Source organism: Novosphingobium sp. ST904 (genome assembly GCF_001298105.1).
In the GTDB taxonomy this organism is placed as follows: Bacteria; Pseudomonadota; Alphaproteobacteria; order Sphingomonadales; family Sphingomonadaceae; genus Novosphingobium.
Genome location: NZ_LGJH01000128.1, coordinates 25107 through 47041, shown reverse-complemented (window position 1 = coordinate 47041; position 21935 = coordinate 25107). Strand labels below are relative to the sequence as shown.

Annotated in this window: 22 protein-coding genes and 1 pseudogene; 13 read left to right on the top strand and 10 right to left on the bottom strand. The window is 66.2% G+C overall.

What is annotated here, in order from left to right:
• Positions 1-159: 159 nt before the first annotated feature.
• From hisD to ADT71_RS07710, 5 genes are read left to right on the top strand one after another with little or no spacing between them, the layout of a single operon-like run.
• On the top strand, positions 160-1491 hold the full coding sequence (hisD, locus tag ADT71_RS07730) for a histidinol dehydrogenase (protein ID WP_054436054.1): 1332 nt from the start codon (positions 160-162) through the stop codon (positions 1489-1491).
• A 2-nt stretch (positions 1492-1493) separates the two neighbouring features.
• Complete coding sequence (locus ADT71_RS07725) at positions 1494-2249, top strand: SDR family NAD(P)-dependent oxidoreductase (protein WP_054436053.1); 756 nt, start codon at positions 1494-1496, stop codon at positions 2247-2249.
• A 25-nt stretch (positions 2250-2274) separates the two neighbouring features.
• A complete protein-coding gene (locus tag ADT71_RS07720) occupies positions 2275-3426 on the top strand; it encodes an alpha/beta hydrolase (protein ID WP_054436052.1) in 1152 nt (383 codons plus the stop codon).
• A 5-nt stretch (positions 3427-3431) separates the two neighbouring features.
• Positions 3432-3839 carry a VOC family protein gene (locus ADT71_RS07715; RefSeq protein ID WP_054436051.1) on the top strand — a complete coding sequence of 136 codons (408 nt, stop codon included), beginning with the start codon at positions 3432-3434 and terminating at the stop codon, positions 3837-3839.
• Positions 3836-4126, top strand: a complete 291-nt coding sequence (locus ADT71_RS07710) for an antibiotic biosynthesis monooxygenase (RefSeq protein WP_054436050.1) — start codon at positions 3836-3838, stop codon at positions 4124-4126. Before ADT71_RS07715 ends, ADT71_RS07710 begins: the two co-directional genes overlap by 4 nt.
• Before the next feature lie 8 nt (positions 4127-4134).
• Here ADT71_RS07710 and ADT71_RS07705 read toward each other — a convergent pair whose 3' ends face one another.
• From ADT71_RS07705 to ADT71_RS07685, 5 genes are all read right to left on the bottom strand, one after another.
• Positions 4135-5106, bottom strand: coding sequence for a nucleoside hydrolase (locus tag ADT71_RS07705; RefSeq protein ID WP_231635707.1), 972 nt, complete (start codon positions 5104-5106; stop codon positions 4135-4137).
• A gap of 92 nt (positions 5107-5198) precedes the next feature.
• Complete coding sequence (locus tag ADT71_RS07700) at positions 5199-6269, bottom strand: VOC family protein (protein ID WP_054436048.1); 1071 nt, start codon at positions 6267-6269, stop codon at positions 5199-5201.
• Between the two features lie 110 nt (positions 6270-6379).
• Positions 6380-6616, bottom strand: coding sequence for a hypothetical protein (locus ADT71_RS07695; RefSeq protein WP_054436047.1), 237 nt, complete (start codon positions 6614-6616; stop codon positions 6380-6382).
• A complete protein-coding gene (locus ADT71_RS07690) occupies positions 6616-8199 on the bottom strand; it encodes an NAD(P)/FAD-dependent oxidoreductase (protein ID WP_054436046.1) in 1584 nt (527 codons plus the stop codon). The genes ADT71_RS07695 and ADT71_RS07690 overlap by 1 nt, the downstream gene beginning before the upstream one ends.
• Positions 8196-9008, bottom strand: a complete 813-nt coding sequence (locus ADT71_RS07685; RefSeq protein ID WP_054436045.1) for an SDR family NAD(P)-dependent oxidoreductase — start codon at positions 9006-9008, stop codon at positions 8196-8198. Before ADT71_RS07685 ends, ADT71_RS07690 begins: the two co-directional genes overlap by 4 nt.
• Before the next feature lie 104 nt (positions 9009-9112).
• Between ADT71_RS07685 and ADT71_RS07680 the strand changes: the two genes are divergently transcribed.
• A complete protein-coding gene (locus ADT71_RS07680) occupies positions 9113-9544 on the top strand; it encodes a helix-turn-helix domain-containing protein (protein WP_054436044.1) in 432 nt (143 codons plus the stop codon).
• A gap of 20 nt (positions 9545-9564) precedes the next feature.
• On the opposite strand, the gene ADT71_RS07675 is transcribed toward ADT71_RS07680, so the two are convergent.
• The 3 genes and pseudogenes from ADT71_RS07675 to ADT71_RS33225 form a co-directional block, all read right to left on the bottom strand.
• Positions 9565-10467 carry an SDR family NAD(P)-dependent oxidoreductase gene (locus ADT71_RS07675; RefSeq protein ID WP_054436043.1) on the bottom strand — a complete coding sequence of 301 codons (903 nt, stop codon included), beginning with the start codon at positions 10465-10467 and terminating at the stop codon, positions 9565-9567.
• Between the two features lie 11 nt (positions 10468-10478).
• Positions 10479-10715, bottom strand: a complete 237-nt coding sequence (locus ADT71_RS33230; protein WP_231635706.1) for a hypothetical protein — start codon at positions 10713-10715, stop codon at positions 10479-10481.
• A gap of 143 nt (positions 10716-10858) precedes the next feature.
• Positions 10859-11404 (bottom strand): annotated as a pseudogene (locus ADT71_RS33225) (SDR family NAD(P)-dependent oxidoreductase); the annotation flags it as partial.
• Positions 11405-11539: 135 nt separating this feature from the next.
• Here ADT71_RS33225 and ADT71_RS07665 point away from each other — a divergent pair.
• The 6 genes from ADT71_RS07665 to ADT71_RS07645 all read left to right on the top strand — a co-directional run bounded on the left by ADT71_RS07665 (position 11540) and on the right by ADT71_RS07645 (position 18012).
• Positions 11540-12955, top strand: a complete 1416-nt coding sequence (locus tag ADT71_RS07665) for an MFS transporter (RefSeq protein WP_054436065.1) — start codon at positions 11540-11542, stop codon at positions 12953-12955.
• A 47-nt stretch (positions 12956-13002) separates the two neighbouring features.
• A complete protein-coding gene (locus ADT71_RS07660; RefSeq protein ID WP_054436042.1) occupies positions 13003-13767 on the top strand; it encodes a nuclear transport factor 2 family protein in 765 nt (254 codons plus the stop codon).
• An 82-nt stretch (positions 13768-13849) separates the two neighbouring features.
• Positions 13850-15280 carry an NAD-dependent succinate-semialdehyde dehydrogenase gene (locus tag ADT71_RS07655; RefSeq protein ID WP_197282944.1) on the top strand — a complete coding sequence of 477 codons (1431 nt, stop codon included), beginning with the start codon at positions 13850-13852 and terminating at the stop codon, positions 15278-15280.
• A gap of 4 nt (positions 15281-15284) precedes the next feature.
• The gene (locus tag ADT71_RS07650) at positions 15285-16382 is read left to right on the top strand and encodes an amidohydrolase family protein (protein WP_231635705.1); all 1098 of its coding nucleotides are present in this window, start codon (positions 15285-15287) and stop codon (positions 16380-16382) included.
• Positions 16383-16390: 8 nt separating this feature from the next.
• Positions 16391-16951 carry an MFS transporter gene (locus ADT71_RS33220; RefSeq protein ID WP_231635704.1) on the top strand — a complete coding sequence of 187 codons (561 nt, stop codon included), beginning with the start codon at positions 16391-16393 and terminating at the stop codon, positions 16949-16951.
• Complete coding sequence (locus tag ADT71_RS07645) at positions 16882-18012, top strand: MFS transporter (RefSeq protein ID WP_231635703.1); 1131 nt, start codon at positions 16882-16884, stop codon at positions 18010-18012. The genes ADT71_RS33220 and ADT71_RS07645 overlap by 70 nt, the downstream gene beginning before the upstream one ends.
• A gap of 104 nt (positions 18013-18116) precedes the next feature.
• Here the strand turns inward: ADT71_RS07645 and ADT71_RS07640 are convergent, their stop codons facing one another.
• Entirely contained in the window at positions 18117-19586 is a 1470-nt protein-coding gene (locus ADT71_RS07640; protein ID WP_054436040.1) for a carotenoid oxygenase family protein, read from the bottom strand.
• A gap of 105 nt (positions 19587-19691) precedes the next feature.
• Between ADT71_RS07640 and ADT71_RS07635 the strand changes: the two genes are divergently transcribed.
• Complete coding sequence (locus ADT71_RS07635; protein WP_054436039.1) at positions 19692-20159, top strand: MarR family winged helix-turn-helix transcriptional regulator; 468 nt, start codon at positions 19692-19694, stop codon at positions 20157-20159.
• On the opposite strand, the gene ADT71_RS07630 is transcribed toward ADT71_RS07635, so the two are convergent.
• Positions 20067-21878, bottom strand: coding sequence for an acyl-CoA dehydrogenase family protein (locus ADT71_RS07630; protein WP_054436038.1), 1812 nt, complete (start codon positions 21876-21878; stop codon positions 20067-20069). The two genes, ADT71_RS07635 and ADT71_RS07630, sit on opposite strands and share 93 nt — an antisense overlap.
• Positions 21879-21935: the final 57 nt, after the last annotated feature.

Here is a 21935-nt window from a genome sequence, read left to right as displayed (position 1 = left end):
CCGGAATGCTCTTTGCTTGGAAGAACGGCTAGCGAAGCCCCCCTGCGGCAACAACGGCATAGGATCGATAGCAAGCCATCGATAACATGCGATGGTCCCCGCTCGCCCGCCGACGCTAGGTCCGATGAAAATCACGTCACACCGGATCGGGAGAATACAATGGCCACCTGGCTGAAGCGCGGCGCCACTGCCGAGGCAAAGGCAGACGCGGATCGCAAGGTTCGCGACATCGTCGAGGCGGCACTTGCCGATATCGAGAAGCGCGGCGACGAAGCGGTGCGCGAGATGTCCATCAAGTTCGACGGCTGGGACCGTGACGACTATCGCCTTTCACAGGCCGAGATCGACGCCTGCGTCGACAGCCTGACCCCGCAGGAACGCAAGGACATCGAGTTCGCGCAGGCGCAAGTGAAGAACTTCGCGCAGATCCAGCGCGATTCGATGAAGGACGTGGAGGTCGAGACGCTGCCCGGCGTCGTGCTCGGCCACAGGAACATCCCGCTGGGTTCGGCCGGCTGCTACGTGCCCGGCGGCAAGTATCCGCTGCTCGCCTCCGCGCACATGTCGGTGATCACCGCCAAGGTCGCGGGGGTAAAGCGCGTCGTGACCTGCGCCCCGCCGTTCCAGGGCAAGCCGGCGCGCGCCATTGTCGCAGCCCAAGCCATGGCCGGGGCCGATGCGATCTATGCGCTGGGCGGCATTCAGGCCGTCGGCGCGATGGCGATCGGCACGCAGAGCATCGATCCGGTCGATATCCTCGTCGGCCCCGGCAATGCCTTCGTCGCCGAAGCCAAGCGCCAGCTTTTCGGCCGCGTCGGCATCGACCTCTTCGCCGGGCCGACCGAAACGCTGATCATTGCCGACGAGATCGGCTGCGACCCCGAAATCGCTGCCACCGATATCCTCGGGCAAGTCGAGCACGGGCCTGACAGCCCCGGCGTGCTGCTGACCAATTCCGAGAAGTTCGCCCGCGCCACCATGGCCGAGATCGAGCGACTGCTCCAGATCCTCCCCACCGCCGATCATGCCCGCAAGGCCTGGGAGAACTTCGGCGAAGTGATCGTGGCCGACAGCTACGAGGAGATGGTCAACATCGCCGACGAGATCGCCAGCGAGCACGTGCAGGTGATGACCGCCGATCCGGACTACTTCCTCCAGAACATGACCAATTACGGCGCGCTGTTCCTGGGGAGCCGCACCAATGTCAGCTTCGGCGACAAGGTGATCGGCACCAACCACACGCTGCCCACCAAGAAATCGGCGCGCTACACGGGCGGTCTCTGGGTCGGCAAATTCCTGAAGACCTGCACCTATCAGCGCGTCACCACCGATGAGGCTTCGGCGCTGATCGGCGAATATTGCTCGCGTCTCTGTGCGCTGGAGGGCTTCGCGGGGCACGGCGAGCAGGCGAATATCCGCGTGCGCCGCTTTGGCGGGCGCAACGTGCCCTATGCCGGGCAGGCCGAACCGACACCCGAAACGGCGGCCTGACCGTGGCGATCCCGCAGACGCCGAGCCTGCGCCTTGACGGGCGACGGGCTCTGGTGACCGGGGCGGGCCGAGGCATCGGCCTCGGCGCCGCCGCCTCGCTGGCGGCAGCGGGCGCGGAGGTCACGCTTGTTGCCCGCTCCTCCGCCGAGATCGAAGCTGCAGCAGCAGAGATCGGTAACGGTGCTCGCGCGGCGGCACTCGACGTTTCGGACCTCGGCGCCGTCGCCGCATTCTTCGCGGACCGCGCCCCATTCCACGTCCTCGTCAACAATGCCGGCACCAACCGCCCCAAGCCGATGTGGGAGGTGAGCGAGGACGATTACGACGCCGTGCTCGACCTCAATCTCAAGTCCGCCTTCTTCGTGGCGCAGGCCTGCGTGAAGCGGATGATCGATATCGGCACGCCGGGCAGCCTGATTCACATGGGCAGCCAGATGGGGCACGTGGGCGGACCGAACCGCACGCTTTACTGCGCCAGCAAATGGGCGCTGGAGGGCATGAACAAGGCCATGGCGCTGGACCTTGCCCCGCACGGCATCCGCTCCAACACCATCGCGCCCACTTTCATCGAAACCCCGCTGACCAAGCCGTTCTTCGAAGACGAAGCCTTCAAGGCCAGCGTGCTGTCCAGGATCAAGCTCGGCCGCATCGGTCAGGTGGAGGATCTGATGGGCGCGGTGCTGTTCCTCGCCTCCGACGCTTCCGCGCTGATGACCGGCACCAGCCTTGTCGTCGATGGCGGCTGGACCGCCGAATAACTCCCTTACGCTTTCAGGATAGATCATGTTCGAACCGTTCCCCGGAAACTACGTCTGGAACCTCGCCACCAACCTCGCGCTCGCCTGTGGCGGCAATTATGGTGAGATCGACGAGGCCAACCGCCCGATCATGGAAGCGAGCAAGGCCGGCGCCGATGCCGGTTCCGCGCAGATGTTCGATAGCTGGATCGCCGTCGCCGATCAGGTCACGGCCAATGCGGAAGGCGACGAAGCCGCCGGCTACCTGCTCTCCGCCGGCACCAAGTACTTGCGCGCCTCCGGCTACTACCTCGCTGCCGAACGGATGCAGAGCCGCGACTATGCCCCGCGCTGGGCGGCATACGACAAGGGTCTGGAGCTGTTCCACAGGGGCGCGAAGCTGCGCGGGCTGCATGTCGACAAAGTGGAGATTCCCTACGAGGACGGCGCCTACACCGCCATTTTCGTCCACGACGGTTCGGGCACGCCGCGCCCCACGCTGGTCTCGGTCAACGGGCTCGATTCGATGAAGGAGCAGGTCTGCATGGCGGGCCATGGCCAGTCGAATCTGGAGCGGGGGATGAACACCCTGTTCGTGGACCAGCCCGGCACCGGCGAGGCGATCCGCAAGCGCGGGCTTCCCGCCGTGTTCGATGCAGAACGCTGGGGCACGCCCGCGCTCGAATACCTGCTGACGCGCAGCGATGTGATCCATGACCGGATCGGCATTTTCGGGCTCTCCTTCGGCGGCTACCACGCGCCGCGCATCGCCGCCAACGAGCCGCGCTATGCGCTCTGCGCGGTGATGGGCGCCAACCACGTCTGGGGCCGCCGCCAGCGCGAACGCCTCGCCAACGAGGGCGAGAACCCGGTGCCGCACTACTGGGATCACGTCATGTGGGTCTTCGGCATCGAAGACCGCGACGCTTTCCTCGAATATGCCGACCAGATCACGCTCGACGGGCAGGTGGAGAAAATCCGCGTGCCGTTCCTCGTCACCCACGGCGAGAACGACCGCCAGATCCCCGCCTTCAACGCGCAGCTCAGCTACGATCAGGCGGTGAACAGCCCCAGGCGCACGCTCCGCATCTTCACCAGGAAGGATTTCGAGGTAGAGCACTGCGGCGCCGACAACGGCACCGGCATGCGCGACTATATCGCCGACTGGTGTGCCGAAACCTTCTCGGAAATGGACTGAGCGAGATGGCCGAATTCACCTTCCACCACGGCGGCGTTTCCGTCCCCAGCCTTGACGAGGCGATCGACTGGTACGGCCGCGTGCTCGGCTTCGAGGTCGAGAAAAAGTTCTATATCGAGGCGGCGAAATCCCGCACCGCCATGGTCCGCAAGGGCCCGCTGCGGTTCGAGATCTTCGAGGTGGAAGGTGCCGCCGCCCTCCCCGAAGACCGCCGCTTCCCCCCGCGCGATCTCAAGACCCATGGCAACAAGCACGTTGCCTTCCGGGTGGAAGACCTCGAAGTGTTCCTGACGGAAATGGCGGAAAAGCACGCGGACGTGGCATTCGTGGTGCGGGAGGCCTTCGGCAAGGGCTGCTTCATCCGCGACTGCGCGGGCAACCTGATCGAATTCGTCGAGGAGCCGAGCCTGTGATCCACGAAATCGCCACCCTCACCATCGACCCGGCGCGCGCCGCCACCTTCGAGGCGGCCGTTGCCAAGGCCCGCCCGCATTTCGAAGCGGCCAAGGGCTTCGTCTCCTTCGCACTGCACCGCTCGGTGGAGAATCCCGCGCGCTATCACCTCGTGGTCGGCTGGGAGAGCGTAGAGGCCCACATGGTCGATTTCCGCGAGTCCGAAGGTTTTCAGGCCTGGCGCGCGCTGGCAGGACCCTTCTTCGTCGAAGCCCCCTCGGTCGAGCATTTCGTGCAGGCCTGCTGAGCTAAACTTCACCTGCGCGCGTGGAGCCGCATCAGGGCAAAGAAATCTCCGAACGTAAGCCGCGCATCCAGCGTTCGGAACACGCGCAAGGTCCGGCCCGCGATTTCCTCACCATATGTGCAGTCCGCCTTGATCCGCCGGCCGGCAGATCGACATGCGTGCTGCTCTCCTGCGAAATCGCGCTGAGCAACACGGTCGGGGCTGTCGCCCAGCGGCCAGCTGCCGCCCACGTCGACGAACGACGGCGGCGTCGTGAAACGGTCGTAGAGCCATTCGCCTAAGGGCGAGATCGGCCGAAGCTGCTCGGCCAGTTCCGCGACCGAGAACTGCATCTGCCGATAGGCATCCTGCGGAATCTGCCAGAGCGGCACTTTCGACTGCTCGATCACGATCTGTGCGGCGGCGATGTCGGCGGAAAGATTGTATTCCCAGCCGCCCGCCGGATAGGCGCCGCCGCCGATCCAGATCACCGTCATGCGTCCGGCGATCTTCGGTTCAAGGCGCAGCGCCGCCGCCAGGTTGGTGAGCGGGCCGCCGCAAGTGAAGTAGAGCGGCAGGGGATCGTCGCGCATGGCCTCGGCCACGATGGCCCGCGCCGCAGCGCTCGCCTCGGGCTGGACGGCGCCCAGCAGCTCCGACCCGGCCACCACCGGCGGCGCATTTGCGATCCCCGCGCGGCGGATGAGTTCCGTCGCCACGGCGCGTCCGGCAGCAGCCGTGGTTCCGGCAGGTACATCGCCCAGCAGCTTCGGGTCGAGCGCGGACGCAGTGACAAGCACGGTCTTGGTACGGGGCGACAGCAACTGGTGCGCCAGCGCAACCAGACCGTCCGGATCGCCGGCGAAATCGTTGTCCACGATGACCCGTGCCGACGCCTTCTGCGGGATCCGGCGATAGGTTTCCGCACGGCCGAGACCCGGAAGCAGCGCGCTTCCCACGATCACCCCGCAGGACGCGACGAAACTGCGACGTGATGGCACGCACCTCTCCCATTCAAGAATTATCATTCCAATTTATACGGCTGAGGCCGGCATGCAAGTCGCAAGCCGGCCGATCCGTCAGCCCCGCACCGTCAAAGCGCGTGCTCGTCGTCCTCGGTCAGTTCGTTCAGCTTGCCATGGACCGGGAGCTTGCCGGGCCGGGTCTTGCGAAACGGCGCGAAACTGGCGCGATCGGCGTCGAACGCCATGTCCCAGGGAATATTGTCGCCCCGGAAGATCGGTGGGGCATTGTTCGACCAGAGCAGCGAGCCGAAGCGGAAATCCCAGGCGCGCGGCACCCAGTTATCGTCCAGATAGTCGGTATCGGCGTGGTACTCCGCCTCGCCCGCCTTTCCGGGCATGTCGCAGTAATAGTAGATCGCGCTGGAAATGCGGTGGCGGGATATGCCGCCCGAACTGTTCATGCTCTCGTTCTTCCAGCCCTTTCGCTCCATGATGTTGGCGCCCAGCATGACTTCGTCGATGTCGTCCATGCCGAAGGCGATGTGCATGAATTTGAAGTGGTCGGGCGCGATAGGCAGGTCGCAGTTCACCCAGAAGATCGAATGATGCTCATACGTGCCGTCCGCCCGCGCGAAGATGCCCGAGCCCTTCGAATGATCGACATAACGGAAGCCGAAATGGCGTTCGTAGAATTCGAAGCTGCCGACATAATCGGGAGAGAAGAACACGACGTGATTGATCGTCTTGGGTATCGCTGCCCGGCGCCAGATGCGGTGCTGGTTGAAGCGCGGATAGCTGGTGGGCGTGTTCACCGGGCTCGCTTCCGAATGGAACACCCGCTTGTCCCACACGCGCAGCGCAATCGGCTGACCATCGGGGCAGACAGCGTGGACGGCGCCGTCCGCATCGCGGGAAACGGCAACGTCGCGCGCCAGGCTGACGGCAATCGCTTCGAGGCTGTCGGCCGTGTCCACGCCCCAGACGGTTTCCTTGAGGCCGTCTCCGGGAAACGGATCGGGGCTCGGCAGGCGCGCATCGCCGTGGCGCAGGAGGATGACCCGGCTGCCCGATGCGAGGCGGAACACCGTTTCGTCCGCTCCTGCGCTTTCCAGCGGCAGGCCGAAATCGGTCCAGAACCGCGTATGTTCCGCCAGGTCCGTCACCCCGAACAGAACGCTCTCAACTCCCAGAATGCTCATGCTTGTTTCAATCCTGACTGCTCCGGAGTCCCCTTATGGGGGGCCGGAGCAGCCTGGAAAAACGCATGGAATCGGATCGCTTCTATCGAGCCCGCCGATGCCCCGCGCTGTCAGCGGCTCCTGCGAAACAGCAGGCTCAGCAGGAACAGCACCGTCTTTGCGTCAAGCAGTCGGAGCGCCGCGCGTGCCTCCTGCGGCGTGACTTTCGCCACCATCGGCATGGCGCCGAAGATCTTGCCGCGAATGACCAGATTGTCGCCGTCCCGCTCGATCCGGCGCACGGCCATCAGTTCCTTGTCCTGCGCATCGAGGATGCGCATCACCGGAGCCTTCTTCCTGTCCACCATCACACCGCTCCCGCGCAGACCTTGTCGAATTCGATATCGAGGTCATCCATCATCTGGATCGCCGTTGCCCGGCCCGCGCCGAACACCCCGCCGCCCGGATGCATGAACGGCCCGACGAGATAGAGCCCCTCTATCCCCGGAACCCTGAGCGAGCCAAGGTCCGGCGTGGGCCGGTGCGCGACGGACTGGTAGAAGAACGGCGCGCAGCCATGGATATCGCCCTTGAGGAAGCTGGCCGGGCTGTCCCGCTCATGATCGACGGGGGAGCGGATCAGGCGGCCGGTGATGTTGCCGTCATCGAGGTTCGCGTAGAATTTCCGGTACTGCGCCAGCGCGCGGTCGGCGATCTCCTCCTTGCGTTCGTCCCAAGAACCCGGACCGCCGGGCCAAAGATCATAGGGCGCGAAGTTCACCCCGTAGAACACGCCTGCACCTTCGGGGGCACGACTGGGGTCGAAGATCGTGTTGTCCCCGCCCGCGATCAGCCGTTCGGACACTTCGCCGCGCCGCAGCTTGTCGTACTCCAGCAGCATGTCGCGCATGGTGTAGAAGTCCATCAGCTCGGTCATCATGGCATTGGTTTCATTGCCGACCTTCAGCCTCAGCCGCTCCTTCAGGGTCAGGTGCGTGAGGTTGATCGAGAAGGTGGACTGGGTGACCCGCTCCGCCCGCTGGAGCACCGCCTCGGGCGTTTCGGCCACGAACTTGCGCAGGACATGCGGATGGATCGCGCCGATCACGCCGTCCTTGGCGGTAAACGTCTCGCCATCCACCAGTTCGAGGCCGACCGCCTTGCCGCCCGAGACGACGACCCGGCGCACTTCGGCATTGCACCGCACTTCGCCGCCGAAATGCTCGATCGCGCGGACCAGCGCGTGGGAAAGCTGGCCGGAACCGCCCCTGGGCATCGAACAGCCATAGGCGTGGATGATCCCCGGCATCAGGAAAGCACCCATGCCGGTGCCCAGTTCATCGGGCATCTGGAGGTTCTCGGTGACCATGCGCACGATGTGGATGCGCAGGAGGTCGCTTTCGAAGTACTGGTTCACCACGTCGAGCGCCGAACGCTGCATGACATCGAGGAGGAAACGCCCCTCGTCCGACTGGTCCATCATCGCCACGAAGGCCCCCATCGGGAACGGCGGGGCATAGAGGCCGGACATGAACATCGGCAGCGCCGCCATCGAGGCGGTGGCGAACTTGCGATAGGCCTCCGCGTCCCTTGGCGAGAACATGGCGATTTCCTCGCAAGTCCGGTCGAGATCGCGCCACGAGCGCACGATCGTGCCGTCCTCCCAGATCGAGGCATGGGGCGGTTCGGGATAGATGTATTCGAGACCGAACTTGCTCAAGAGGCCCAGTTCGTCCTCGCGCAGCATCGGGTTGCCCTGAATCATGATGTGCACGTTGGAGTGTTCGTCATGCCAGAAGCCGGGCTGGATCAGCTCACGCGTGGAAACGCCGCCGCCGTAGTGGGGCTTGCGTTCGAGCACGATCACCTTCTTGCCCGCCTTGGCCATGTAGGCGGCGGCAACGAGGCCGTTGTGCCCTCCGCCCATGACGACGATATCGTACTGGCTCATGCCTCGCCTCCCGCAAGAAAGGCGCGGAACGGAGCGATGCCGGGGACATGGCTGGCGCAGCCGCCATCGGCGACGAGCACCTGGCCCGTGATGTTGCGCGCCGCTTCCGAAGCGAGGAAGGCCACCGCTTCGGCGATGTCGCCGGGCTCGCCCAGCCGATCCCGCAGGGTCTCGTCCTCCACCATCTTGCGAAGCGGCGGGGGGAAGGCTTCCCGCAGGGCGGGCGTCATCGTCATGCCCGGCGCAACGGCATTGCAGCGTATGCCGTGGATGCCGTGGCTGGCCGCGATGGATCGCGTCATCTGGATGACCGCCGCCTTGGAAGAGGCATAGGCGGCCTGGATGACATGGCCCTGCAATGCCAGATTGGTGACCGTGTTGACCACGTTGCCCCGGCTTTCCCGCAAGTGCGGCAGCGCGGCGCGGCAGGCGATCATGGTTCCGCGCACATTGATCCGGTAGGTCCGCTCCCACAGCGCGGTATCCATGCCCTCGATATCGCCATCGTCCCGCGCGATTTCGGGACCGAGCAGCGCAGCATTGTTGTGCAGCACATCGAGCTGTCCGAAGTGGCGCACGGTGGCGGCGATCATCGTCTCGATCGAGCCTTCGTCCTCGAGATCGAGCGGCACCGCGATCGCACCAGGCAATTCCTCCGCCAGCGCGGTCGCCGCGTCGAAGGCGATGTCGGCAATGGCGACCCTGGCCCCGCGCGCGGTTAGGAGGCGCGCGGTGGCGGAACCGATCCCGCCGGCGCCGCCGGTTACGATGGCGACTTTCCCGTCGAGGCGGATGGCGTCAATGGCCATGTTTCTCTCCCATGATTGATCTTGCCCGCAAAGGTCATAAAGTGTCGGAAGGCAGCAGGAAGAAGGCACTTTTTTGTGCCCTCGCGATGAGGGATGCAGGTAAATTGGAAAGCGGGGAGCAGGAGCGCGGGGGCATCGCCGAACTCGCGGCGGACATGCAGGCGCATGGCACCGCGCGCGACGCCCCGGTGCGCAGCGTCATGGGCCTGCTGGGCGATCGCTGGTCGACGCTGATCCTGCTGGTGCTCAGGACCGGCGAAAGACGCCACGCCGACCTGCGACGCACGCTTTGCGACCTTTCCGAAGAAGGCGACATTTCGCAGCGCGTGCTGACGCTCAAGCTGCGCACGCTCGAACGCGACGGCTTTGCCGAACGGACGGTGAGCGAGGACATACCGCCGCGCGTGACTTATGCCCTCACCCCGCTCGGCGAGGAACTGGGCGACCGGGCGCGCGGCATGATCGACTGGGTGAACCAGCACCAGCAGGTCATTCGCAGCGCCCGCCTTCGTTTCGACGCGCGCGAGGCGGACTGACACATTCAGCCGCCCCCGCCTTACACCGGCTGCCGGGCCGCCTCCCGCGCCTCCCTGTAGCGCGCACGGCGGCCTTCCTCGATCTTCATGCGCGCGTCGAAGCCGGGATCGGCGGGATAATCCCTGAACTCGCCGATGACCTCGGCAAAGACCTCCGCCAGTTCCTCGCGAAATTCGGGATGGGAAAACACGTAGAACCGGTTCTCCTTCAACGCATCGATGGTGCGCCGCGCGATTACTTCCGGCTCCATGCCAGCCTGATGGACCTGTTCGAGCTGGCCGACGAAGGCCGTGTTCACCGCCTTGGCCCCTGCCTTGAGCGCTTCGGGGCGGATCTCGTCGCTGGCATAGATATGCGTCTTCACCAGACCGGGGCAAAGCATCGAAACTCCGATCCCGTGCGGCGCGAGGCTGTAGCGCAGGGATTCGCTGAGCCCGCGCACCGCGAACTTGGTGGTGTTGTAGATGCCCGGCACCCCGCTGCCGAGGAATGCTGCCATCGAGGCCGTGTTGCAGACATGCCCGCCCTGCCCGCGCTCCTTCATGCGCGGAATGAACGTCGCCACGCCGTTGATCACGCCGTGCAGGTTCACGCCCAGCAGCCAGTCCCAGTCGTCGTAGGAAGATTCGTCGATCGACTGGAACAGGTTCACCCCCGCATTGTTGAACAGCAGGCTCACCGGCCCAAGCTCGCGCTCCACCCGGTCCGCCGCCTCGGCGAAGCCCCCGCGCGAGGACACGTCGAGCGGCACGCCGATCACGGGCTGGTTCTCCAGCGTCTTCAGCGCCTCGGCAATCGCATCCTCGCGCACATCGGCGATGGCCACCTTGCAGCCCTCGGCCAGCAGCGTCCGTGCGAGGCCAAGGCCGACGCCGTTGGCCCCGCCGGTGACGAATGCGGTTCTTCCCGCCAGATCCTTCATCGGCGTCCTCCTCAGGCTTCGGCGCGCTGGTCCGCGCGGAGGCGGTTCTGGCGCGCGATCTCATCGGTGATGGCCGGATTGCGGAACAGAATTGCGAAGGTACGCTTATATTCTTCGTTATCCGGAAGCTGGGTCTGGACTGCTGCCGTGGTGGCTTCCCCGCGCTCGCGCACACCCACCAGGAACTCTCCGTGCGTGAGGATGTAAAGCTCGTCGTTGAGAATGCCCTCCAGCACCCGCTGCCCCACTTCCTCCTTGGTCTGGTAGAGGTGGAAGAACTGCCGCCCGCCTGGCGGCCCTTGTCGGCCTCGGCATAACCGGTCTCCCCAAGCGCGTCGGGGCGGGTCTGGCTGGCCTGCGCGATGTTGGACTGGACCGCGCCGGGACAGAACGCCGAACAGATCACTCCGCGGGATTCCAGTTCGGGTCTCATGCATTCCATCATGGAGGCGACCGCCGCCTTGCCGGAGGAGTAGATCGTCGTCCCGGGAGCCGGCACGAGGGCCGACATCGAAGCCGTGTTGACGATATGCCCAGCTTCGCCATGTGACAGGATTCTGGGCAAAATCGTGACGATTCCGTTGACCGTGCCGCCCAGGTTGACGCCCATCACCCAGTCCCAGTCGGCAAACGTGGCAACGTCGGTCGGGCCGACGACAGCGACGCCGGCATTGTTGCAAAGCAGGTGAATCCTGCCGAACCTGGCCTCTGCCCGATCCGCCGCCGCGGCAAAGGCGGCACGGTCGGTCACGTCCAGCCGGATCGCCAGAACCCGCTCGCCCCCGTCCAGTTCGGCCACCGCTTCGTCAAGATGGTCCTGCCGGATATCGGCGATGGTCACGTTCATCCCCGCGCCCAGCAGCGCCTTCGCAATTCCCAGTCCGATGCCGCTGGCCCCGCCCGTCACGAAAGCGGTCTTCCCCGGAAGATCCTGCATGCCCTCTCTCCTCTCGATGTGCTTTTTTCGAATCTGATCTCTTTTGTTCACCATCGAGAGATTGTATGCAAGGCTAACAATCACGAATGAGCCTATGCCGAACACGACAGGGCGAGAGGATGGATGGGAGAGGCCATGGCGGTAGCAGCAGCCAGTATCGCGCCAATCGAGGAACCGGCGCCCGGAACCGCCCCGCAGGGCGCGGAAGAACGCAATTGGCCGGGTTCGGCCTCGGCCTACTGGGCGCTGACGGTGATCGTCCTTGCCACCTTCCTGACTTTCTTCGACCAGGTCGTGTTCGGCATGCTGGCGGAGCGAATCAAGACCGACTTCGGCCTCACCGATTCGCAGCTCGGCTTCCTGGCCGGGCCCGCGAGCATCATCTGCTATCTCTTCGTCGGCATCCCGCTGGCCCGGCTCGCCGATATCTGGCCGCGCAAATATGTGCTGGCAGGCGGGGTCACGGTGATCGGGTTCGTCACGATGCTGGGCGGGATCGCGCAGACCTTCACCCAGTTCGTGGGCAGCCGCGTGTTCCTGGCGGCAGGCGGATCGGCCCATGCGCCCTCGTCCTATTCGCTGATCGCGGACATGTTCCCGCCCAAAAAGATCACCCGCGCCTTCGCGATCCTGCAATTCGGCTTCATCGGCGGATCGACGCTCGGCCCACTGGTGGGCGGCCAGCTCATCGCCCTGACCGCGCACTGGGCGCCGACCGCCCTCGGGCCGCTGCGCATCCTGGGCTGGCAGTGGATACTGGTGTGGATCGGGATGCCCGCCTTTCTCATCGCCCTGCTGTTCCTGACCGTGCGTGAGCCGCAGCGGCTGGTCCGTCACGACATCGCATCGCAGATCCCCGAGGGGGCGACGCTCGCCCGCCGCGTCATGACCTTCACCGGCCTCGATGCCGCCAAGGCGATCCGCGCCAACCGCCGGGTCTATTATCCGCTGTTCCTCGGGCTTGCGCTCAGCGCGCTGGAGAGCTTCGGCCTCGCCTTCTGGCGCGTGCCGTTCCTGATCCGCACTTATGGCTGGAACGAGGCGCAGATCGGCGCGGTAACGTCCGTGACCGTGCTGGTTTCCTCGCTGCTCGGGCTGCTGCTGGGCGGTACTTTCGTCGAATGGCTGGCCAGGCGCCACAAGGACGCCAACGTGCGCGCCGCCTTCATCTGCTTTGCGGTGGTGACGGTCTGCTCGATCCTGGCGCCGCTGATGCCGACCGGGCTGCTCTCGATCCTCGTCATGTCCTTCGGCGCGATGTTCGGGATTGCCGGGGCGGTGCCGCAGAACGCCGCGATCCAGCGCGTGGCGCCCAATGCCATGCGCGGCCAGGTGACGGCGATCTACCTGTTCATGTTCACGTTCTTCGGGGCGATGGGCAGCTTCGTGATCGGTCTGGTCGCGCAATACATCGTGGTCGATCCGGCGAAGCTCTGGCTGGCGCTGGAGATCACCGCCGTGGTCCTGCTGCCGCTGGCAACGCTGTGCATCTACCGCGCCATCCGCCCCTATCGCGAGGAGATCGAGCGGCTCGAAGAGCTTGGAATGTAACGATCCTGCCAATTGAAAACCAACAGGACGACAAGGAGAGAACCGAAATGGCCGACACTGACCGGATCAACGCGCTGGAAGCGCAAGTGGCTGAACTGGCGCGCCGCCTCACCGTGCGCGAGGACGAGCTTGACGTGCGCAAGCTCCAGCATCTCTACGGCTACCTGATCGACAAGTGCATGTACAACGAAGTGATCGACCTATTCACCGAAGATGGCGAAGTGCGCTTCTTCGGCGGCGTGTGGAAGGGCCGGGAGGGTGTGCACCGCCTCTATGTCGAACGTTTCCAGAAGCGTTTCACGCACGGCAACAACGGCCCGATCGACGGCTTCCTGCTCGACCATCCGCAGCTGCAGGACATCGTCACCATCGAGGCGGACGGCGTAACCGCCCATGCCCGCGCCCGCTCGATGATGCAGGCCGGCCGGCACCGCGACTATACCGACCCCTCCAACCCCCTCACCGCCAATGCGCGCCAGTGGTGGGAAGGCGGCATTTACGAGAACACCTACAAGAAGGTGGACGGCGTCTGGCGCATCCATGTGCTCAACTACTTCCCGCACTGGCACGCCGATTTCGACAAGGGCTGGGCCTTCACCGAGGCCGAATACGTGCCCTTCCCCAAGACCCTCTACCCGGAAGACCCCAGCGGCCCCGATGCCCTGATCGAGGATCACTGGCTGTGGCCGACGCACAAGCTGCTGCCGTTCCACCTGCCTCACCCGGTTACCGGAAAGCCCATGGTGGCGGAGCGCTGGCAGGGCGACATCGATCGCGAGAACGCGCGCAGCGCCGCCGTTCCCGCCGAGTAGAGACGCGCAGCGCGCGTCCGCCTGTCCGCCGGGGCTCCCTCCCCGGCGGACAGGCTCCCCATTCCTCCGGCCCAGGTGAGGCATGATCCAGTACCCCGCGCTTTCCATGATCATCGACGGCGAATGCGTATCCGGCGGCACGCGCCGCACGCACGCCGTGCTCAATCCCGCCACCGGCGAAGTGCTGGGCCAGCTCCCGCTTGCCGACGCCGCCGATCTCGACCGCGCGCTGGAGGTGGCCGCCGCCGGCTTCCGCCTCTGGCGAAGATCCACGCCGCAGCAGCGCGCCGATGTGCTGCAGGGCGCCGCGCGGCTGATGCGCGAGCGGTGCGAGGAGATCGCCCATGTCGCCGTGCTCGAACAGGGCAAGACCCTGAGCGAGGCCCGCGTGGAAGTGGGCATGAACATCGGCCTGTTCGAATTCTACGCCGGAGAGTGCTTCCGCCTTTACGGCCGCGCGCTGGTGCGCCCGGAAGGGATGCGCTCTACCGTGGTCCATGAACCGGTAGGCCCGGTCGCCGCATTCGCGCCGTGGAACTTTCCCATCGGCAACCCCGGCCGCAAGCTTGGCGCACCGATCGCGGCGGGGTGCTCGGTCATCCTGAAGGCGGCGGAGGAAACCCCGGCCTCGGCGCTCGCGGTGCTGCAGTGCCTGCTCGACGCGGGCCTTCCGCCGGCGGCGGCGCAAGCCGTGTTCGGCGTGCCGGACGAAGTGAGCCGCCACCTGCTGGCCAGCCCGGTGATCCGCAAGCTCTCCTTCACGGGATCGACCACGGTGGGCCGCCACCTTGCGAAACTCGCCGCAGACGACCTCAAGCGCACGACCATGGAACTGGGCGGGCACGGCCCGGTGCTGGTCTTCGCCGACGTGGACCTCGACCGCGTGCTCGATACCGTGGTGAGCCACAAGTATCGCAACGCCGGGCAGGTCTGCGTCTCGCCCACCCGCTTCATCGTCGAGGATGCGGTGTTCGAGGATTTCCGCGAAGGCTTCGCCCGCCGCGCGCGCGGGTTGAAAGTGGGAGACGGCCTCGCGCCGGACAGCCAGGTCGGCCCGCTCACCAATCCGCGGCGGGTCGAGGCCATCGACGCACTCGTGCGCGAGGCGGTGGCGGCGGGCGCCCGGCTGGAGGCAGGCGGCGAGCGGATCGGCAACCGCGGCTTCTTCTATGCCCCCACCGTGCTGTCCGACACGCCCCTCTCCGCGCGGATCATGAACGAGGAGCCGTTCGGCCCCGTCGCGCTCATCAACCGCTTCTCCGGGGAGGAGGCGATGATCGAGGAGGCCAACCGCCTGCCCTATGGGCTCGCCGCCTATGCCTGGACCGGCGACGGGGCGCGGCAGAAACGCCTCGCCGCGCAGATCGAAACCGGAATGCTCGGCATCAACACCACCATGATCGGCGGCGCCGATGCGCCGTTCGGCGGGGTCAAATGGTCGGGACATGGGCACGAAGACGGACCGGAAGGCGTCATGGCCTGCCTCGTCACCAAGGCCGTCCACGAAGGATAAGAGGATGGGATCGCAGATGATCGACGAATTGCCGGCCACCACGCCCGAAACCGGCGCCCTCAGGACCGGCGGCAGGCAGGGCTACCTGCGCATCGCCACCGAGGAAGCCTTCGCCACGCGCGAACAGATCGACGTCTACTTGCGCATGGTGCGCGACGGCACGGCGGACCGGGGCATGACCTCGCTCTGGGGGTTCTATGCCCAGAGCCCCAGCGAACGCGCGATGCAGATCATCGAGCGCCTGCTCGATCTCGGCGAGCGCCGCATCGCCGACATGGATGCGACCGGCATCGACAAGGCCGTGCTCGCGCTCACTTCGCCGGGCGTCCAGCCCCTGCTCGACCTGGACGAGGCGCGCGGCATCGCGCTTTCCGCCAACGACCTGCTGGCCGAACGCTGCGAGGCCCACCCGGATCGCTTCATCGGCATGACCGCCGTGGCGCCGCAGGACCCGGAATGGTCCGCCCGCGAAATCCGGCGCGGCGCTTTCGAGCTGGGTTTCCGGGGCGTGCAGATCAACAGCCACACGCAAGGCCGCTATCTCGACGATCCTGCCTTCGACCCGATCTTCCGCGCGCTGGCCGATACCGACCAGCCGCTTTACATCCATCCCGGCACGCCGCCCGACGCGATGATCGGACCGCTGCTCGAATCCGGGCTGGACGGCGCGATCTACGGCTTCGGCGTGGAAACCGGGATGCACCTGCTGCGGCTCATCACCATCGGCATCTTCGACCGCTATCCCGACCTCCAGATCATGGTCGGCCACATGGGCGAGGCGCTGCCATACTGGCTCTACCGGCTGGACTACATGCACCAGGCCGGAATCCGCTCCCAGCGCTACGAACGGATGAAGCCGCTCAACAAGACCATCGCCGAATACTTCCGCAGCAACGTGCTGGTGACGTGCAGCGGGATGGCCTGGGAACCGGCGATCCGTTTCGCCCAGCAGGTCATGGGCGAGGACCGGGTGATGTACGCCATGGACTATCCCTATCAGTACGAAGCCGGAGAGGTCCGCGCGCTCGATGCCATGGACATGGCTCCGGAGGTGAAGCGCAAGTTCTTCCAGACCAACGCCGAACGCTGGTTCGCCCTGTGAAGGCAGACGTGAAACCGCCGGTCGGACAGGTCGCGACGGGTCCGGCCCGCCATGTCGCGCGCGGCGGATGGTACGCGCTGGCGCTGATCGCCCTGACCAATGCGATGAGCCTGCTGGACCGCCAGATCCTCGCGATCCTGGCCCCGGCGATCAAACAGGACCTCGGTATCGGCGATGCCGAGATGGGCCTGCTGTTCGGCACCGTCTTCGCACTGTTCTACGCGCTGTTCTCGCTGCCGGTCGGCCGCCTTGCCGATGGCTGGCTGCGCGGGCGGCTGCTGTCGCTGAGCATCCTGTTCTGGTCGGCCGCCACCGCCATGGCGGGGATGACCTCCAGCTTCGCCATGCTGGCCGCGTCCCGGCTCTGCGTCGGCATCGGCGAAGCGGCGACGCAGCCTGCGGGCACCTCGCTGATCTACGACTACTGGCCGCGCCACCGGCGGGGCTTCGTGATGGCGGTGATGGCCTCGGCCTTGCGCTGGGGCTGGGCGGATCGCTGGTGCTGGGCGGACTGGCCGCGCAGATGTGGAGCGACGCCTTCGTGCCGGGCACCGCGCCGCTGGGCCTGAAGGGCTGGCAATTCGCCTTCCTCGTGGCCGCCGCGCCCGGCTTCGTGCTTTCGATCTTCCTCTGGCGCCTGCGCGAACCCGAACGCGGCGTGATGGACGGCATCGCCACGCCGCCCGATCCGCATCCCTTCCGTGCCAGCCTCTCGCTGCTGGGCGCGGTGACGCCGGGCTGCCACTGGGTGGCCATGGCGCTGCGCCGGGCAAGCCTGCGCAGCGTGGCCATCAACTTTGCCGCACTCGCGCTGATCCTGGTGGCGGGAACCGTGCTGGCGCGGATCGGCATGGCCCGGTCACCGCGCCCGCCGCTCGGCTTCGGCGCCTTCGCGATCGATCCGCACGTCCTGCAATGGCTGGTGATCGGCATTGGCCTGCTGGTCGTCGTCAACCTGCTGCAAGGGGTGAAGGCCAGCGACCGGCAGGCCTTCCGCGTGATCGCCGGATCGCCGACCCTCATCATGGCGATTGCCGTGGGCACGCTGCAATCGACGATCAACTACGGAATGATGGCCTTCAACCCCAGCTTCCTGATCCGCACCTACCACCTCTCGCTGGCCGACACCGCCTTGCAGTTCGGCCTGCTCTCGGCCGCGACCGGCATCGTCGGCCCGCTGATCTGGGGGCCGCTGTCCGACCGGCTGCACCAGCGGTTTCCCGGCGGCGGCCGGGCGGGAATCGCGCTGATGTCGATGGGCCTGTCGCCGCTGCTGTCGTTCTGGGTCTACTGGGCACCTTCGCCCGGGGACTTCTACTTGCGCTTCGTGGTCTACAGCATCGTGCTGACAGGATGGATGCCGCCGCTCTACGCGATCCTCTACGATCAGGTCCTGCCGCGCATGAGGGGGCTCACCGCCAGCCTCTACCTGCTGGTCATGACCATTCTCGGCATGGGCGTGGGCCCTTATGTGGTCGGGCTGATATCCGACATCACCGGCGATCTGCGCACGGCGATGCTGAGCATCAACGTGGTCGCCGTGCCCATCGTGGTGCTGATCCTGCTTGTTTCCCGCCGCGCCGCCCGGGATGAGGCGAACCTCAAGGCCCGCGCCGGCATCGCGGACTGAATTCCGCCGAACCCATCCGCCTTTTCGGCCCGCAACCGCCGGAAGCTTGGGAGAAGCCGCCTGCCCCGGCAGCGGCTTCTCCCCTTTTTTGCGGGCCTTCCTCCTCAGGCCGCCAGCCCGATCGCACCGGCATCGGCCCAGTTGCCGTGGAGCCCGAAGCGCAGCCGGATCGGAACGTGGATGGTCGCCACCGGCCCCTTCTCGATATCGAGCGCATCGAAGATCAGCAGGTCGCTGCGGTGGTCCTCCAGCCGGTTGCAGACCTGCACGATCCAGCCATCCCCCTCGGGCGCATCGGCGGAGCGGGGCACGAAGCACGGTTCCTGCAAGCTGGACACCGGCCCGCACCACCAGTGCTGCTCGCGCCCGGTTTCGAGGTCCTTGAGGAACAGGCAGTTCATCAGCAGCCCGCCCGCGCTGCCGCCACGCAGTTCCACCGGGCGGCGCATGTCCATCTCCAGCATCCAGCCGTAACGCGTCTTGCGCCCGGTGAAGCGGTCGTCGATGCGGGGAAACTCGGCGGCGGTATCGGACAGGCGGCTGATCGCCTCGAAGCTATCGCCGTTGGAGGCCATGTCCACGGTCCAGTCGGTCAGATAGCTCATCGCCTCCATGCCGTTGAACGGGGCGCCGTGGACGTCCGGGAAGAACGGGAACATGTTGTTCTTCGCCTCGGCAGTGAGGAAGTGGACCCGCGATCCCTCCTGCCATGCGTTCAGGACATGGCTGGCGAAGCAATTGTCGCGGCGGAACCAGCGGATCTCCTCGCCTGTCACCCCTTCTCGGCGCGGCAGCACGCCCAGATAGACCGGCAGGCTCGTGTCGAACCCGAAGTGCGGAAGGCCCTTATCGAGCCGGTCCCAGCTTCCCACGGAGGGCACGATGTGGATCACCAAATAGTCCCGGGTGATCGCGAAATCGTGCATCATGCAATAGTAGGGCGCCTTGAACCACACCTCGCGCAGCAGCGCGCCATCGGGGCCGACCTCGTAATAGGCCACGTCGTCGGTGCAGAGCCCCGAGGCGGCATAGCCGATCGCCACCATGTTGCCGGTGACCGGATCGACCTTGGGATGCGCGGTGAAGGTCTGCCCGCGCATGGCTCCGCCGAAGGTCTCGAAACCGATGGTCTCCATCGTCGCCGGGTCCATCAGCAGCGCCGGGCTGTCCTCCTTCATCGCCCAGAGCTTGCCCGCGTAGATCCAGGCATTGGTGTTCGCAGTGGAGCGGAACCGGCCCTCCACCGCGGGATCGTCCGTCAACGGATTGCGATAGGCGCCGAACAGCCCCTTTCCGGCTTCGCGTTCCAGCTTCCACTTGTCGGTATGGGCCCAGCGCTGGCGCAAGTCGCACCGGCCGTCGTGGATATGGAACCGCGTGATCATGCCGTCGCCGTTGAAGGCGATATCGTCGCCAAGGCGCGGCGGGAACTGCGGATCGGGCTGGACGCGGAAGAACGCACCGTTCAGTTCGGGCGGAATCGTGCCCTCATGCGCAAGGTCGGCGATATCCGCCTCGATCCGCGATGGGGTGTTGAACCCGGTAAAGCTCGGGGTTTCCGGGAAATGGGCCATAACCTCTCCAGTCTTATATTGTCGTCGCGATATTGTATGCTTCACTGACAATTATTTTCCAAGCCATCGCTTGACGATTCCCGCAAACGCTCGCAACAGGACGTGATGAGAGACGCCGAAACATTCGCGGGACTGACAGCCGGTCGCACGCTAGATCACGTTCTGGACCTGCACCTGCGCTTGGCCCAAAGCGCCACGCAGCGCCGTTTTTCGGAGATCTTCAGCGATCTGGGCATTACCCAGACCCAGCTTACCGCGATGCTCCTGATCGCCGAGAATCCCGGCACCTCGCAAGCCGACATCGGCCGAACGCTCCAGATGGACCGCGCCACGGTGATGGGCATCATCAACCGTCTGGAAGGCCGCGAACTGATCGTGCGCGGGCAATCCACCGAGGATCGCCGCCGCCAGACGCTGGAAATCACCGAGCAGGGCGTGGCCATGCTTTCCGCCGCGCATGAGCGCAGCGGCGAACTCGGACTATGGCTGCGCGAACGCTTCTCCGATGCCGAGTTCCACATGCTCGCAGCCCTCCTGAAGCGCATTCACGACGTCGATATCGGCGGCCTCTGAGAGCGGCGCCGCCAAAAGCCCGCTAATCGAGAAGCGCGGCGATCCCCTCCAGCCGCTGCGCACCAAGGCGCGCCAGCCCGGCCTGCGCTTCGGCGCGAACGGCAATTCGGCGAGATGAAAACGCGCCGCCGCCTTCATGCGCCTGCCCACCGCATCGTCGCCCGCGCGGTGGACCAGGCGCAGCGCCATCCAGCCGCAGGCAGCCATGCCGCACAAGTCCAGGAAGGCGGTCGCGCCGGCCTCTGCCCCTCGCGCCGCGCTCCGCATGGCCGAAAGATCGGCGGCGGTCCGCTCCAGCAGGTCCAGCACTTGCGCCAGTTGGCGGGAGGGCTCGCCATCCCGCAATTCGCCGCGCGCCCATGCAAGGAAGCGCGCCAGCCCCTCGCCCTCCTCGCGCCAGAGGCGGCGGTGAAGCATGTCGATGGCCTGAATGCCGCTGGTCCCTTCGAACACGGAGAAGACCCGCGCATCGCGCAGCCGCTGCTCGACGGACCATTCGCGGGTATAGCCGGCCCCGCCCAGCACCTGCAGCGCCTCGCTCGCCACGTCGAAGGCGAGCCGCGCCGCGCCGTCCTTTACGATGGGCAACAGGAATTGCGAGAGCGACAGCCACTGCGCCCGCGCGTCCCCGTCCGCAGCGCGGCTGCCGAGTTCCAGCGCCGTCGTACAGGTCAGCGCCAGTGCGCGCGCGGTCTCGATCCTGCCCGCCATGCCCAGCAGCATCCGCTGTACATCGGCATGAGCGGCAATGGGCACGGGCGGTGCATCGGGGGCGCCGCCCTGTCGCCGCTCCTGCGCATAGCGCAGCGCGGTTTCGAAGGCTCCGCTGGCCACCCCGATCCCCTGCGGACCGCAGGAAAGCCGCATACGCAGCATCATGTGGAACAGGGTCTGGAGCCCGCGACCCTCCTGCCCGATCAGCACGGCGGGCGCATCCTCGAAGCCGAGCACGCAAGTCGGCGAACCATGAAGTCCGAGCTTCTCCTCGATCCGGCGCAGGAACACGCCGCCACGCGCGCCCTCCCCGTCGCCGTCAGGCACGAGGAACAGGCCGAGCCCGCGAACGCCCTGCCCTTCGCCAGACCGGGCCAGCATGAAGTGCCCGATCCGCCCGGCAAGATCATGGTCGCCATAGGAAATCCAGCATTTCTCGCCAGTCACGCGCCATGCGCCGTCTTCGCCCTTTACCGCCCGCGTGCGGATGCGGCCGACGTCCGAGCCGGCGTCAGGTTCGGAAATGCAGATAGTGGCGGCCCATTCGCCCGAAAGCAGGCGCGGCACCCATTCCCCGGCCAGCTCTTCCGCCGCGCTTTCCAGCAGCAGCTCCGCCGCCGTGCGGCCAGGGGTGGCCAGCATGGCGAAGGCGGGCGAGGCGCGGTTGAGCAGTTCCTCGCAGGCGCCCTGCAGGAGCAACGGCAACCCCATGCCGCCCATCGCTTCCGGCAGCGGCAGCCCGAGCCAGCCGTCCTGCACATAGCGCGCCCAGGCCTCGCGGTGGCCGGGCGCGGTCCGCACGCGGCCTCCCGCCACCTGAGCGCCCTGCCGATCCAGCACCGGATCGAGCGGCGCTACCAGCTCTTCCGCCATGCGCGCGGCCTGCGTGACGACGTGCCCCCAGGTTTCGGGATCGACCTCCACGCCCGCCTCGGCAAGGTCCGAAAGGAAGGGCGTGATCTCCAGATGCCGGACAAGGGCATCGACATGCGACTGGTATTGCAAGACGAACCTCCAATCAGCCGCGCACGCGCAGCTTGAGGCAGGACAGGGCGATTGCCG